Origin of the sequence: Nocardia sp. SSK8 (genome assembly GCF_037034205.1) — a bacterium.
Classification (GTDB): domain Bacteria; phylum Actinomycetota; class Actinomycetes; order Mycobacteriales; family Mycobacteriaceae; genus Nocardia.
This window is the reverse complement of sequence record NZ_JBAGKD010000004.1, coordinates 193,003-206,923: the sequence shown is the minus strand read 5'-3', so window position 1 is coordinate 206,923 and position 13,921 is coordinate 193,003. Positions and strand designations below refer to the sequence as shown.

The following is a 13,921-nucleotide window of genomic DNA, read 5'->3' as shown; positions in this document are numbered from 1 at the left end:
GGCGTCGATTCGGTGTATGGTCTGTGTGACCAAAACGTGGAGGGGTTGGGATGATCGAGTCTGTCGAGGAGTTGTGCCGGGTGGTCGCGGGTGGTGGGCGGCCGAAGTATCTGGCGTTCTGGGGGCATCGGCCGCAGCGGGACGGGAGTGTCGGTTCGGGGTGTTTGAGTCAGTGGTGGCCTGCGGCGTTCGTCGTGGATGGGGTGGAATTCGCGACGGCCGAGCATTACATGATGTGGCGTAAGGCCGTGTTGTTCGGGGATGGGGCTACGGCGGAACGGGTGCTGGCGGTGGCGCATCCGGCCGAGGCCAAGAAGCTGGGGCGGGAGATCGGGGGGTTCGACGAGGGGGTGTGGGAGCGGGAGCGGTTCGGGATCGTGGTGGCGGGCAATGTCGCCAAGTTCGGTGGCGATGCGCGGTTGCGGCGCTATCTGCTCGGTACCGGTGATCGGGTGCTGGTCGAAGCCAGTCCGCGGGACCGGATCTGGGGGATCGGGCTGGCGGCCGATGATCCGCGGGCGGCCGATCCGGGGCAGTGGCGGGGGGCGAATCTGCTGGGGTTCGCGTTGATGCGGGCGCGGGCGGAGCTGGTGGGTCAGCAGGTGGAAGTGGGGGGAGTGCCGGTGAATCGCTGAGTGGTCCAGGTGATGAGGTCGGGGATCAAGGGGGAGTCGTCGGCGACCAGGGAGAGGTGGTCGCGGTCGGGGTAGCGGCGGTAGTCGAGGTTCCAGTCCTCGGTGCAGCGGGCGGCGGCGTAGGTGTCCTGGATGCTCGCCTCGACCAGGGGATCGGTGGCGCCCTGGGCCAGCAGGACCGGGACGCTCATCGGGCCGGTGGGGATATTGGCGGTGAGGTGGGCGCCGAACGGGCCGGTGGTGGGGTCGGTGCGGAAGATCGAGCGGTCGTGCGCGATGGACAGGGCCGACACGACGAAGGCGACGGTGCTCGGGTCGGCCAGGCAGCGGGTCGCCATCTCGCGCACCAGGGTCCGGGCCTGCGGGGTGATGTAGGTATCGAAGTCGACCTCGGGATAGGTATCGGTGTAGGCGGCGGCGACGAACGAGGCGAAGAGGCTGCCGCCGGTCACGTCGGGCAGATGCCGGGTGAGCCCGATGATGTCGGCGGCCGGTGCCATGGCCGCGACCCCGAGGACGTGCGCGTCGGGCGCGTAGCTGGGGGCGAGCAGCCCGGTCCACAGCGCGGCGTGCCCGCCCTGCGAATGCCCCCAGACCACGGTCTCGTCCGCGAGCCGCGCCCGGTCCAGACCGCGTGCCGCGCGCACCGCGTCGAGCACCGACCGCGCCTCGCCCCGGCCGATCAGATACGGCTGCGCGCCCGCCGTCCCGAGACCCGCGTAGTCGGTGGCCACCAGCGCCCAGCCCTGCGCGAGCAGTGCCGTGCGGGCGGGCAGCGCGCCGGACCCGAGCGGATCGGCGGCGAGTGTCGGCGCGCACGGCCGGGCGTAACCGGTGGTGCCGTGCGCCCAGGCGATCACGGGGTGCGGTGCCTGCGCGGGCCCCGCGGGCACCATGACGAGTCCGCTGGCCAGCGTGGGTGATCCGTCGTCGCGCGTGGTGGTGTAGAGAATCCGCCAGGCCACCGCCGACTCGGGGATGCCCCGGGTGAACGGCTCGGCACGCACCAGCACACCCGGCCCGCTGGGCAGCTCGGCGGGCGCGTCGTAGAAGGCGTCGACGACCGGCGACCCCTGCCGCACATGCGCGCCGACACCGGCCGCCGCGACCGCCACCACCAGCGCGATCACCGCCACCACCACCCGCCCGAACCGGGCGAGCCCGCCCGGCGGCCGGGGCTCGGACCGCGTCCGGCCCAGCGCCCGGGCGACACCGTCGATCAGCAGCGCCACCCCGAAAACCACCGTGCGCAAGCCGAACAGCAGCGCGAGCGCGAGCAGCGTCAGATCGAGCCAGCGCAGCGCCAGCACCCCGAGCACGATCTCGGCCACCGCGAAGATCCCCGCGGCCAGCCGCTGATCCACGCTGCCGCGCACCGCGCGCACCAGCCGCAGCCCGCCGCCCACCAGCAACGCCACCCCGAACGCGGGCGCCAGCAACTCGATCGAGCGCCCCAGCGCGACCAGCACCACCACGCCGAACACCACCCACAGCGCCCCGAGCAGCGCCGTGGTGCGGGGGGTCTGCGAGCGGGCGGCGTCGAGCAGATCGGCGAGGCCGGTGAGGATCGCGGCCACCCCGAGGAACACCGCCAGCAGCCCGACCGAGGTGAGCGGCTTGCCGACCAGCACGAGACCCAGTGCCAGACAGGCGAGTCCGAGCGGGATCGCCGCCCACCACGGCAGTTCCGGTGCGCGGAACCGGGAGATAGGCGTCATCGTCGCTCCTGCCTGTGGGCCATCCGCGAGTCGGTCTCGGGCCGACGATAGGCGACGACCGGCCCGGCCCGATCCCGGCGGGCGTCGTGTCGGCCCCTGGATTCCAGGGCACGCACTCTGTCGGTGCGGGTTGTTAGTCTGTGGCCGACGCACGGATTCGGGAGGAAACGGGCGTCGGAAAAGTACGAAATCCGCTGGTGCCCGGGACGAGTCCGGGGCGAGGTGGGTTTCGCCGGGCGGTCGCCGGGCGATGCGGGAAAGCTATTTCCCGGGTGGCCGGTGGCGGTTCATGATGAGTCCCGGCTTCGACCGCGAAGCCGACCTTTCGATGGGGAGATTCTCTGATGTCTGTTGTGGGCAAGTACGCCCTCGGTGTGGCCGCGCTGTCCGCGGCCGCCGCGTTCACCGTGGTCACCGCCGGTCCGGCCGCCGCGGCCGAGAGCGGTGTCGCCATCGCCGAAGCGCCCGGCTACACCGCGGTCTCGCGCGACGGTGGCTTCCAGGCCGCCGCCGGTGACCTCTACGGCGCGCTGGCGCTGTCCTCGCAGGAAGCCGTGGTCGCCTCGGCGGTCAACTACGGCAGCTGGGAAGCCGCGCGCGGGGCCGCCCTGGCCGAGTGCGGCGTGTGGGACTGCCAGATCGTCGTCGAGTTCCGCAATGCCTGTGGCGCTGTCGCCCAGGGCGCGGACTACCGCTTCGGCTGGGCCTGGGACCACACCCTGGGTGCCGCCGAGCGGGCCGCCGTGGACGTGCTGGGCTTCAGCGCCCCGCCGTTCCCGGACCCGGGTTCGGCCTCGCCGCGCGCCGCGAACGTCATCCTGTCCGCCTGCACGGCGAACGTCTGATCGACGCGTGAGCAGCGGGGCACGCACCGTCGCGGTGCGTGCCCCGTCGGGTCAGCGGCGCAGGACCCGGCGCGCCAGCCAGTTGCCGAGGAACTGCACCGCCTGCACTCCGGCGATGATGATCAGCACCGCGACCAGCGTCACCTCCCACTGGAATCGCTGATACCCGTAGACGATCGCGAAATCGCCGAGCCCGCCACCACCGACCGTGCCCGCCATGGCGGAGATGTCCACGATCGAGATCACCACGAAGGTGTAGCCCAGGATCAGCGGCCCGAGCGCTTCCGGGATCAGCAGGGTGAGGATGATCCGCAGCGGCCCCGCACCGGCGGCCCGCGCCGCCTCGATGACCCCCGGGTCCACCGTCACCAGGTTCTGCTCCACGATCCGGGCGATGCCGAACGACGCCGCCACGATCATCACGAACAGCGCCGCCTCCGCGCCGATGGTCGTGCCGACCACCTCGAGCGTCACCGGGCCCAGCGCGGCCAGCAGGATGATGAACGGGATCGGCCGCACCACGTTCACCAGCACATTCAAGGCCAGGTAGATCGGCGCGTTCGCCAGCAGCCCGCCCTTGCGGGTGGTGTAGAGCGCGGTACCCAGCACCAGGCCGATCACCCCCGCGACCACGAAGGTCACGCCCACCAGATAGACGGTGGTGCCGATGGATTCGAGCAGGATCGGCCGCAGTTTCGTCCAGTCGGTGTCCATCAGCCCGCCTTCCGCGCGAGGTCGGCCACGACCCGCGCCACCGCGTCATCCGGCCCGTGCAGCGACAGCGTGATGCTGCCGAAGGTCTTGTCCTGCAGGGTGCTCACCCCGCCGTAGACGATCTCGAACCGCACTCCGGCCGCGCTCGCGGTGGCCAGGGCGTCGCCGATGGCGGAGTGATCGTCGACATCCACCGTGACGAGCGTGCCGCCGTGTCGCGCACGCAGCCGGTCCAGCTCGGCCGGATCGGGCCGGTTGTGCAGGACCGTGGCCACGAACGACCGGGTCGGCGCGGCCCGCGGCGCGGCGAACACGTCGAAGGTGGCGGCCAATTCGACGATGCGGCCCTCGGCCAGCACCGCCACCCGGTCGGCGACCGCGCGCAGCACATCCATCTCGTGGGTGATCACCACGATGGTCACGCCGAGCTCGGTATTGATTTTGCGCAGCAGCCGCAGCACCTCGCCGGTGGTCTCCGGGTCCAGCGCCGAGGTCGCCTCGTCGGCGAGCAGCAGCGAGGGCGAGGTCGCCAGCGCGCGGGCGATGCCCACCCGCTGCTTCTGCCCGCCGGAGAGCTGATCGGGATAGGCGCGCGCCTTGTCGGTGAGCCCCACGAACTCCAGCAGCTCGGCCACCCGGGCCTTGCGCTCGGCCCGTTTCCAGCCCGCGACCTTCAGCGGATACTCGATATTGCCCGCGGCCGTGCGCGACCGGAACAGGTTGAACTGCTGGAACACCATGCCGATATCGCGGCGCAGGCGGCGCACCGCCGACTCCGGCACCCCGGTGATGGGGGTGCCGGAGAGGGTGATCGTGCCCGAGGTCGGCTTCTCCAGCGCGTTGATCAGCCGCACCAGGGTGGACTTGCCCGCCCCGGAATAGCCGATCACCCCGAAGATCTCGCCCGGTTCGATCCGCAGGTCGATGCCGTCGAGCGCGGTGTGCCGTTGGGCACCCGTGCCGAAGACCTTGGTGACCGCGCGGAACTCGACGGCGGCCGCGCTCACTTGTTCGCGCGGATGCCCTGCTGCACCCGGTCGAGAATCGCCGCGAGCTCCGCGGGCGGACGGGTCACGTCGACGGCGGTGTTCCCGGTGACCTCGGCGTGCGCGGCGGCCACGGCCGGGTCCTTCCAGATCTCGACGAGCTTCAGATAGGTCGGGTTCGCCTTGTCCTCGGCCCTGGTGACGATCACATTGATGTACGGCTCGGCGCCGGGGCTCTTCGGATCGTCCTGGTAGAGCGCCGAATGCGGGTCGATCCCGGAGCGCTCGAGGAAGGTGTTGTTGATGATCGACCCGTCCACCGAGGCCAGCGACAGCGCGGTCTGCGCGGCGTCGACCGGGGTGACCCGGATCTTGGAGGCGCCCTTGTCGATATCGGCCGGGGTCGGCTGGGCGGAGGTGCCGGTGAGCTTCAGCAGCCCGGCGGCCTGCAGCACGAACAGCGCGCGGGCCTGGTTGGTCGGATCGTTGGGGATCGCGATCTCGCCGCCCGCGGGGATGTCGGCCAGGGTCTTGTGTTTCGTGGAGTACAGACCCAGCGGCACGATGTAGGTCGAGCCGATCGGGGTGAGGGTGTCGGAGCTGGCCACGTTGTACTGGCCGAGGAACTGCAGGTGCTGGAACAGGTTGACGTCGATCTGCTTCTGCGCCAGCGCCGCGTTGGGCTGCTGGTAGTCGGAGAAGTTGGTGATCTTCAGCGTGATGCCCTGCTCGGCGGCCTTCTGTTCGAACACGTCCCAGGCCTTGTCCCGGTCGGTGGTGCCGATGCGGACCACCGTGCCGGATTCGGCGTCGTCGGAGCCGCACGCGGTGAGGGTGAGGGCCGCGGTCGCGACCAGGACCGGGATCGCCAGTGCCCGCCGGAATTTCACTTGTACTCCCGAAAACTCGCCGAAGATGAACCCGGCTATCGAAACCGGGCGGACCCCACGGCGGCCAGGGTTTGATTCGGGACGAACGAAACACTCACCAAAACCTGGACGGGCGTCTAGTTTGCGGTCAGTGGCGCGGATGCTCCACGGCCAGCCTGCCGCGCCGGGCCAGATCCCGCCGGGTGGTCGCGGGCAGGGGCGGTACGGTGGGGTCGGCGTCCTCGCCCGCGTTGCGCGGATTGGCGCGGACCAGCAGCGTGACGGTCGCGGCGGGCGCGAAGCCGCTGCTGGTCATCAGGGCGGCCGAGGCACTGTTGCGGTCCTCGACATCGGTGACGATGTGCTTGGCGCCGCGGGCGAACAGCGCCGTGGAACACACATCGACCAGCCTGCGGGCGATGCCGTGGCCCTGCATATCCGGCGCGACCGCGATCCACTCCAGATAGCCCCAGTCGTTACGGTGCTCGAACTCCATCGAGCCGAGCACGAAACCGACCACCCGATCCGAGTCCAGCGCGACCCAGCAGGCGTTGTCGGGGCTGTCGAGATGCTCGGCGACCGCGGTCAGCGACCACGACGTATACGGCTTGGTCGTGGTGTCGAAGACCTGGTGGCCGAGATCGAGGACTTGACGCAGATGTCCCAATCCCATCGGAACGACAGCGATCGCGGTGTCCATGAGCGCCAGTGTGCCCTACCTAGGCGCCCTTGCGGGTCGCCGTCGACTTGCGCGGCGCGGCCTTCTTCGCGGCGGTCTTCTTGGCGGCGGCTTTCTTCGCGGTCTTCTTCGCCGCTTTCTTCGGCGCGGCCGATTCACCCTCGCGGCGGCCGCTGGCCTCCAGGCTGCGCTGGAGCGCGGCGACCAGGTCGACCACCTCGGCGTCGGGCTGTTCGGCGGATTCGGTGGCGGCGCTGGTGTCGACCTTGCCCGAGCCGCTCGCGATGGCCTCGTCGAGCAGTTTCTGCAGCTCGATCTGATATTCGTCGGTGTATTCGCCCGGATCGAAATCCCCGGACATCGATTCCACCAGGGTCTCGGCCATCTTCAATTCCTGCGGGCGCGGCGCGGGCGCCTCGTCGAGCGCGGGGAAATCGACCGCGCGCACCTCGTCGGGCCACAGCAGTGTCTGCAACACGAGGACGCCGTCGCGCACGCGCAGGGCCGCGAGCCGGGTCTTCTGGCGCAGCGTGAAATGCACCAGGGCGGTCTTGTCGATGCGTTCCAGCGTCGCCGCCAGCAATTGATAGGCCTTGGGCGTGGTGGAATCCGGTTCGAGGTAGTAGCTCTTGTCGAACAGGACCGGGTCGATCTGGTCCGACGGCACGAATTCCAGCACCGGGATCTCGTGTTTCTCCGCGGCGGGCAGGGTGGCGAAATCGGCGTCGGTGAGCACCACCTGTTCGCCGTCGGGCGCCACATACGCCTTGTCGATATCGGCGTACTGCACGGAATTGCCGCACACCTGGCAGACACGGTCGTATTTGATCCGACCGCCGTCCTTGGCGTGGACCTGATGGAACCGGATGTCATGGTCCTCGGTCGCGGTGTAGACCTTGACCGGGACGTTGACCAGCCCGAATGCGATCGAGCCCTTCCAGATCGATCTCATGCACCCCATCATTACCGAGTTACCGGCGAGGGTCGAGCGCACGGCATCGAAATGGTGCGGGGCCGTGATGCGACGGTGCTGGAATTCGTGACATCTGATCCAATCGTCGGGTGCGTGCCGATCTGATCGTCTGCGGACTCGGCCCGGCGGGCCGGGCCGTCGCCCACCGCGCGCTGGCCGCGGGCCGCCCGGTGACGGTCATCGATTCGCGCCCGGACCGCGTCTGGACACCCACCTACGCCGCCTGGGCCGACGAGCTGCCCGCGTGGCTCGACCCCACGGTGATCGCGGCGACGGTCGAGGCCCCCACCGCCTGGGCGCTGCGCGAGCACCGGATCGAGCGGACGTACCAGGTGTTCGACACCGCCGCGCTCCAGCGATCGCTGACGCTCGACGGTGCCCGCGTGCTGGCCGACACGGCGATCGAGGTGGGGCAGGACGTGGTCACCACCGCGTCCGGGCTGCGTTGCACCGGGCAGGTGGTCGACGCGCGCGGCCTGGCCCGGGCGCCGGAGCGGGCCGAGCAGACCGCCTACGGCGTGATCGTCGACCGGGCCGCGCTGGAACCGGGGCAGCCGGTGCTGTTCATGGACTGGCGCCGCGACAACGGCGCGGGCCCGGACGAGCCGCCCTCGTTCCTGTACGCGGTCCCGCTCGGCCCCGGCACCCTGCTGTTCGAGGAGACCTGCCTGGCGGGCCGCCCAGCGCTCACCCCGGCGGTCCTGCGTGCCCGGCTGACCCAGCGGCTGCGTGCCAGGGGCATCACCCTGACCGGCACCGAACCGGTGGAGCGGGTGCGGTTCCCCGTGCAGGGCGGCCGTTCCGGCGGCGGCCGCTTCGGCGCCGCGGGCGCCCTGACCCACCCCGCCACGGGGTACAGCGTCGCCGCCTCGCTGTCGGCCGCCGACACCGTCGCCGCCGGAAACACCCTGTGGACCACCCAGGCCCGCGCGGTCCTGGCGCTGCGCCGGGCGGGATTGCGTGCCCTGCTCGCCCTCGCCCCGGCCGAGGTCCCGGTGTTCTTCGACGCCTTCTTCGCCCTGCCCGCGCGGCACCAGCGCGCCTACCTGTCCGGCCACGATCTGGCGGGCACCACCGCCGCCATGCGCGCGGTCTTCGCGGCGGTGCCCCCGCGCCTGCGCCGCACCGTCGCGACCTCGGTGCTCGGGCTAACTGGGCGGTAGCCCAGGAGGTGCCGGGACGGCGGCCGTGAGCGGCCGCGGGAACGCCGCGGAGTTGCTACCATCGCCGGGCGAACACGCCGCCCCGCAACGGGATCGGATGCCGGCGAGGTCCGTACCGCGACAGCGGGTGACGAGTGAGGGAGACGATCCGGTGTTCGAATTCACCGAGCGGCGCAGCCGCTGGGTGCTCGGCGTATTCGCGGTGCTCGCGCTGGTGCTCGGCGCACTCAGCGCCACCCTGTTCGACCGGGTGGACGGCGGCGGGTACACCGACCCCGGCAGCGAGTCCAGCCGGGCGCTCACCGTGCTGCGGGAGGAATTCGGGCAGGGTTCGCCCAACCTGGTCCTGCTGGTGCAGACCGAAACCTCGGTCGACGATCCCGAAACCATCTCCGCGGCAACGGCATTGGTCGCCAACCTGCGCGAGCGCGGCGGCGTCACCGATGTGGTGTCCTACTGGACCACCCACCAGCCCGCGCTGCGCAGCGTCGACGGCAAACAGGGCTTGATCGTGGCCAGCGTGCTCGGCACCGAACGCGAGATCGACGACACCGTCACCGAGATCACCAATGACCTCAGCAGGCTGGAAGGTCCGCTGACGGTCCGGGTCGGCGGGTTCGCCATGCTCATGCACGAGACCGTGCTGCAGAGCAAGACCGATATCGCCCGCGGCGAGGCGATCGCCTTCCCGCTCACCATGATCGCGCTGCTGTTCGTCTTCGGCGGACTGGTCGCCGCGAGTCTGCCGCTGCTGGTCGCCGTCGTCACCGTGGTGCTGACCATGGGCGCGCTGTGGTTGCTGACGCTGATCATCCCGCTCTCGGTCACCGCCACCAATGTGGCGACCCTGCTCGGGCTCGGCCTGGCCATCGACTACAGCCTGCTGATCGTCAACCGGTTCCGCGACGAACTGGCCGCCGGACGCGGACCGGCCGGTGCGGTGGCCACCACCATGCGCACTGCGGGCCGCACCGTCGCCTTCTCCGCGCTCACCGTCGCGGTCGCGCTGGCCGGGCTGCTGTTCTTCCCGCTGCTGGCCATCCGGTCCATGGGGTACGCGGGTATCGCCGTGGCCGCGCTGGCCGCGCTCGTCGCGCTGACGGTGCTGCCCGCCACCCTGCTGTTGCTCGGCGGCCGGGTGGACAAGGGCCAGCTCGGCTGGTGGTTCCTGCGCAGCCCGCGCCCGGCGCCCGGCGAGGGCGCCTGGCACAAGCTGGCCACCGCCGTGATGCGTAAGCCGCTGCCGATCGGCCTGGCCGTGGCCGCGTTCCTGCTGCTGCTGGGCGCGCCGTTCCTCGGCGTGAAGCTCGGCTTCCCGGACGAGCGGACGCTGCCCGCGTCGATGACCTCCCGGCAGGTCACCGAGATCATCCAGCGCGATTTCAGCGACAGCGACCAGCACACCCTCGTCGCGGTGCTGCCCGACAGCGCCTACAGCGCCGCCGGTCTGGACGCGCTCGCCCGCGAGATCTCCGACCTCGACGACGTGCGCCGCGTCGACACCGCCACCGGCAGCTACGCCCAGGGCGGGCTGCTGGCCGAGCCAACGGCGCTCAACGCGCGCTTCCGCGCCGAACGCGCGGCCTACCTGTCGATCGTGCCCGCCACCGGCGATTCGCACGCGCTGGCCGCGCTGGTCGAGCAGGTGCGCGCGGTGCCGGTGTCGAGCGAACTGCTGGTCGGCGGCGTGGCCGCGGCCAATGTCGACTCCATCGCCGCCATCGAGGACGCGCTGCCGTGGGCGCTGACCTTCGTCATCGTGCTCATGCTGATCGTGCTGTTCCTGCTCACCGGCAGCGTGGTGCTGCCCGTGCTGGCGGTGATCCTGAGCGCGCTGAGTCTCACGGCGACCTTCGGCGCGCTGGTCTGGATCTTCCAGGACGGGCACCTGTCCGGGCTGCTCGGTTTCACCGTCACCGGGGATCTGTCGGCCACCGTGCCGGTGATGCTGTTCGCCGCCGCGTTCGGCCTGGCGATGGACTACCAGGTGTTCCTGCTCTCGCGGATCCGCGAGGAGTACGACCGCACCGGTAAGAACGAGACCGCGGTGGCGCTGGGGCTGGAGCGGATCGGGCGCATCGTCACCGCCGCGGCCATCCTGATCTCGCTGGTCTTCCTGGGCTTCCTGGCCTCCGACATCACCTTCATGAAGGCCTTCGGCATCGGCCTGCCGCTCGCGGTGATCGTCGACGCCACCCTGGTGCGCGGCTTCCTGCTGCCCGCGGCGATGAAGCTGCTCGGCGACGCCAACTGGTACGCCCCGGACTTCCTGCGCCGCCTGCACGACCGCTTCGGCCTGGACGAGGGCGGGCGCGCGCTCCCGGTCCACGACCCGCTCGGGGTGACGGGCAGGCCAAGCGTCGAGGAGATCGTGGTGGTCGACCCGCTGGCCCGCGCGGAGGAGGCCAGGGCCGAAGCCGCCCGCGCCGAGGAGAACGCCCGCGCGGACGCCGAGCTCACCCGGGCCACCGGCGGCCGGGAGTCCACGGACTGAGTCCGCCAGCTCATCGGCATTCCCGGCGGCGGCAGCGGGTGCGGACTGCTCACGGCCTCGTGGCGGGACCGTAAGCCCGGGCATTCCGCGACGATGAGGGGGCGGCGACCGGTGGTCGGTGCCGCCCCTCGCGTTCCCCCCGGCACCAAGGCGTGCGCGGGGGAGGTCGCGTCTGGGGTCAGATGCCGCCGGTGGCGAGCAGTCCGCCGTCGACGCGCACGCAGTCGCCGGTGATCCAGGCGGACTCGTCGGAGACCAGGAAGGCGATCAGGCGCGCCACGTCCTCCGGGGCACCCAGCCGCTTGAGCGGGTACGCGCTCGCGGCGCGCTCCTCGTCGGCGGAGAACAGGGCGTCGGCGAACTTGGTCTTCACCACGCCCGGCGCCACCGCGTTGACGCGGATGTTCGGGCCCAGCTGCCAGGCCAGCTCCTCGGTGAGCCGGATCAGCGCCGACTTGGACGCGCCGTAGGCCGAGATCACGCCCGAGGAACGGATGCCCGCCACGCTGGCCACGTTCACCACCGCGCCGCCGTGCTCGGCCATCCACGCGCGGTAGGCCTGCTGCACATAGCCCAGCGCCGCCACCACGTTCACGTCGAAGATCTTGCTGACCGCGCCCAGGTCGGCGTCCATGAGCGAGCCGTAGACGGGGTTGATACCGGTGTTGTTGATCAGGATGTCGAGGGAGCCGAACTCGGTGACGGCCCGGGCCACCGCCTCGGCGCGCGCGTCGGCGTCGCCCGCGTTGCCCGCCAGGGTGCTCACCTGGCCCTTGTGGCCGAGTGCGCGCAGCTCGACGGCCGCGTCCTCGAGCGGCTCCGGCTTACGGGCGGTGATCAGCACATTCGCGCCGCGGCGCAGCAGTTCGGCGGCGGTGGCCAGGCCGATGCCGCGGCTGGCTCCGGTGACAAGGGCAGTGCGGCCGAGAAGATCGGTAGTCATGGCACGAGAGTAACCACGCTCACACCCGGCGGCGCCGGGTTCGGTCCTGTCGCGCCGCGGCGGTAAAATAGGTGGTTCTTGCCGCGGCCCGCGGTGCACCATGGGTCGGCGCGGCGACCACCCTGTTCCGACACGAGGAGAAGCTCTGTGATCACGGCGACCGACCTGGAGGTCCGGGCCGGAGTCCGCACCCTGCTCTCGGCCCCCGGGCCGGCGCTGCGGGTGCAGTCCGGCGACCGGATCGGACTGGTCGGCCGCAACGGCGCGGGCAAGACCACCACGCTGCGCATCCTGGCCGGTGAGGGCGAGCCCTACGCGGGCAAGATCACCCGCTCCACCGACATCGGCTACCTGCCGCAGGACCCCAAGGAAGGCGATCTCGATGTGATCGCCCGCGACCGGGTGCTCTCCGCGCGCGGCCTGGACTCGCTGATCCGGGACATGGAGAAGCAGCAGGCGCTGATGGCCGAGGTGGCCGACGAGAAGGAACGCGAGAAGGCGATCCGCAAGTACGGTCGCCTCGAGGACCAGTTCTCCTCCCTCGGCGGCTACGTCGCCGAGAGCGAGGCCGCCCGCATCTGCCACAGCCTCGGCCTGCCCGACCGCGTGCTCGGCCAGCAGCTGCGCACCCTCTCCGGTGGTCAGCGCCGCCGCATCGAGCTCGCGCGCATCCTGTTCTCCGCCTCCGACGGCAGCGGCGGCCGCTCCGACCGCATCCTGCTGCTCGACGAGCCGACCAACCACCTCGACGCCGACTCCATCACCTGGCTGCGCGGGTTCCTGCAGAACCACGACGGCGGCCTGATCGTGATCAGCCACGATGTGGAACTGCTCGAGGCCGTCGTCAACAAGGTCTGGTTCCTCGACGCCGTGCGCGGTGAGCCCGACGTCTACAACATGGGCTGGAAGAAGTACCTCGACGCCCGCGCCACCGACGAGCAGCGCCGGGTGCGCGAGCGCGCCAATGCCGAGAAGAAGGCGAGCGCGCTGCGTCAGCAGGCCGCCAAGCTCGGCGCCAAGGCCACCAAAGCCGCTGCGGCCCATCAGATGGTGCGCCGCGCCGAACGGCTCATGTCCGAGCTCGACGACGTGCGCGTGGCCGACAAGGTGGCCCGCATCCGCTTCCCCGAGCCCGCGCCGTGCAGCAAGACCCCGCTCATGGTCAAGAACCTGACCAAGCTCTACGGCTCGCTCGAGATCTTCACCGGCGTGAACTTCGCCGTCGACAAGGGCAGCCGCGTGGTGGTGCTCGGCCTCAACGGTGCCGGTAAGACCACCATGCTCAAGCTGCTCGCGGGTGTCGAGACGCCCACCTCGGGTGGCGTGGAGCAGGGCCGCGGCCTCAAGGTCGGCTACTTCGCCCAGGAGCACGACACCCTCGACGATGCCGCCACGGTGTGGGAGAACATCCGCCACGCCTCGCCGGACGCCGGTGAGCAGGAGCTGCGCAGCCTGCTCGGTGCCTTCATGTTCTCCGGCCCGCAGCTCGAGCAGCCCGCGGGCACGCTCTCCGGCGGTGAGAAGACCCGTCTGGCGCTGGCCGGGCTGGTCTCCTCGGCGGCCAATGTGCTGCTGCTCGACGAGCCCACCAACAACCTCGACCCGATCTCGCGCGAGCAGGTGCTCGAGGCGCTGCGCACCTACGCGGGCGCGGTCGTGCTGGTGACCCACGACCCGGGCGCCGCCGAGGCCCTCAACCCCGAGCGCGTGATCCTGCTGCCCGACGGCACCGAGGACCACTGGTCCAACGAGTACGCGGAGCTGATTGATCTCGCCTGAGCGGTGTGTCGGGGCGTGAAACGCTGTGTCGCGACGGAACTCGCGGGGCCCTGGTGAGTTTCATCACTGTTTTCGTTGATCACCGAGAGCGGAGTGTCTAGCCTGGAATGAGCTGCTCGGCGA

12 protein-coding genes are annotated in these 13,921 nt (G+C 70.9%); 5 read left to right on the top strand and 7 right to left on the bottom strand.

The features are described from left to right. Nucleotides 1-50 precede the first annotated feature (50 nt). Nucleotides 51-635 (top strand): NADAR family protein, encoded by a 585-nt coding sequence (locus WA675_RS10130; protein ID WP_336083903.1) that lies wholly within the window; start codon nt 51-53, stop codon nt 633-635. On the opposite strand, the gene WA675_RS10125 is transcribed toward WA675_RS10130, so the two are convergent. Continuing rightward, a complete protein-coding gene (locus WA675_RS10125; RefSeq protein WP_336083902.1) occupies nt 596-2,353 on the bottom strand; it encodes a lipase family protein in 1,758 nt (585 codons plus the stop codon). The genes WA675_RS10130 and WA675_RS10125 overlap by 40 nt on opposite strands. A 344-nt stretch (nt 2,354-2,697) precedes the next feature. On the opposite strand from WA675_RS10125, the gene WA675_RS10120 reads away from it, so the two are divergent. Continuing rightward, nucleotides 2,698-3,198 carry a DUF4189 domain-containing protein gene (locus WA675_RS10120; protein WP_336083900.1) on the top strand — a complete coding sequence of 167 codons (501 nt, stop codon included), beginning with the start codon at nt 2,698-2,700 and terminating at the stop codon, nt 3,196-3,198. A gap of 51 nt (nt 3,199-3,249) precedes the next feature. Here the strand turns inward: WA675_RS10120 and WA675_RS10115 are convergent, their stop codons facing one another. The 5 genes from WA675_RS10115 to ku form a co-directional block, all read right to left on the bottom strand. Next, a complete protein-coding gene (locus tag WA675_RS10115) occupies nt 3,250-3,912 on the bottom strand; it encodes a methionine ABC transporter permease (RefSeq protein ID WP_336083899.1) in 663 nt (220 codons plus the stop codon). Continuing rightward, complete coding sequence (locus WA675_RS10110; protein WP_336083897.1) at nt 3,912-4,919, bottom strand: methionine ABC transporter ATP-binding protein; 1,008 nt, start codon at nt 4,917-4,919, stop codon at nt 3,912-3,914. The genes WA675_RS10115 and WA675_RS10110 overlap by 1 nt, the downstream gene beginning before the upstream one ends. Then, on the bottom strand, nt 4,916-5,788 hold the full coding sequence (locus tag WA675_RS10105) for a MetQ/NlpA family ABC transporter substrate-binding protein (protein ID WP_442945596.1): 873 nt from the start codon (nt 5,786-5,788) through the stop codon (nt 4,916-4,918). Before WA675_RS10105 ends, WA675_RS10110 begins: the two co-directional genes overlap by 4 nt. A gap of 127 nt (nt 5,789-5,915) precedes the next feature. After that, a complete protein-coding gene (locus tag WA675_RS10100) occupies nt 5,916-6,467 on the bottom strand; it encodes a GNAT family N-acetyltransferase (RefSeq protein ID WP_336083895.1) in 552 nt (183 codons plus the stop codon). Between the two features lie 19 nt (nt 6,468-6,486). Next, nucleotides 6,487-7,398, bottom strand: coding sequence for a non-homologous end joining protein Ku (gene ku, locus WA675_RS10095; protein WP_336083893.1), 912 nt, complete (start codon nt 7,396-7,398; stop codon nt 6,487-6,489). A gap of 110 nt (nt 7,399-7,508) precedes the next feature. Here ku and WA675_RS10090 point away from each other — a divergent pair, with 110 nt between their 5' ends. After that, nucleotides 7,509-8,582, top strand: coding sequence for a lycopene cyclase family protein (locus WA675_RS10090; protein WP_336083891.1), 1,074 nt, complete (start codon nt 7,509-7,511; stop codon nt 8,580-8,582). A gap of 127 nt (nt 8,583-8,709) precedes the next feature. Continuing rightward, nucleotides 8,710-11,076: an MMPL family transporter gene (locus tag WA675_RS10085; RefSeq protein ID WP_336083890.1), complete on the top strand. Its 2,367-nt coding sequence runs from the start codon at nt 8,710-8,712 to the stop codon at nt 11,074-11,076. 178 nt (nt 11,077-11,254) lie between these two features. Here the strand turns inward: WA675_RS10085 and WA675_RS10080 are convergent, their stop codons facing one another. Next, nucleotides 11,255-12,019: an SDR family oxidoreductase gene (locus WA675_RS10080; protein ID WP_336083889.1), complete on the bottom strand. Its 765-nt coding sequence runs from the start codon at nt 12,017-12,019 to the stop codon at nt 11,255-11,257. 147 nt (nt 12,020-12,166) lie between these two features. Between WA675_RS10080 and WA675_RS10075 the strand changes: the two genes are divergently transcribed. Continuing rightward, nucleotides 12,167-13,798: an ABC-F family ATP-binding cassette domain-containing protein gene (locus WA675_RS10075; protein WP_336083887.1), complete on the top strand. Its 1,632-nt coding sequence runs from the start codon at nt 12,167-12,169 to the stop codon at nt 13,796-13,798. Nucleotides 13,799-13,921 lie beyond the last annotated feature (123 nt).

Excerpts from the sequence above, each read along its gene's own strand:
- WA675_RS10130 (WP_336083903.1), top strand. The coding sequence starts at position 51 with ATGATCGAGTCTGTCGAGGAGTTGTGCCGGGTGGTCGCGGGTGGTGGG.
- WA675_RS10125 (WP_336083902.1), bottom strand. The coding sequence starts at position 2,353 with ATGACGCCTATCTCCCGGTTCCGCGCACCGGAACTGCCGTGGTGGGCG.
- WA675_RS10120 (WP_336083900.1), top strand. The coding sequence starts at position 2,698 with ATGTCTGTTGTGGGCAAGTACGCCCTCGGTGTGGCCGCGCTGTCCGCG.
- WA675_RS10115 (WP_336083899.1), bottom strand. The coding sequence starts at position 3,912 with ATGGACACCGACTGGACGAAACTGCGGCCGATCCTGCTCGAATCCATC.
- WA675_RS10100 (WP_336083895.1), bottom strand. The coding sequence starts at position 6,467 with ATGGACACCGCGATCGCTGTCGTTCCGATGGGATTGGGACATCTGCGT.
- ku (WP_336083893.1), bottom strand. The coding sequence starts at position 7,398 with ATGAGATCGATCTGGAAGGGCTCGATCGCATTCGGGCTGGTCAACGTC.
- WA675_RS10080 (WP_336083889.1), bottom strand. The coding sequence starts at position 12,019 with ATGACTACCGATCTTCTCGGCCGCACTGCCCTTGTCACCGGAGCCAGC.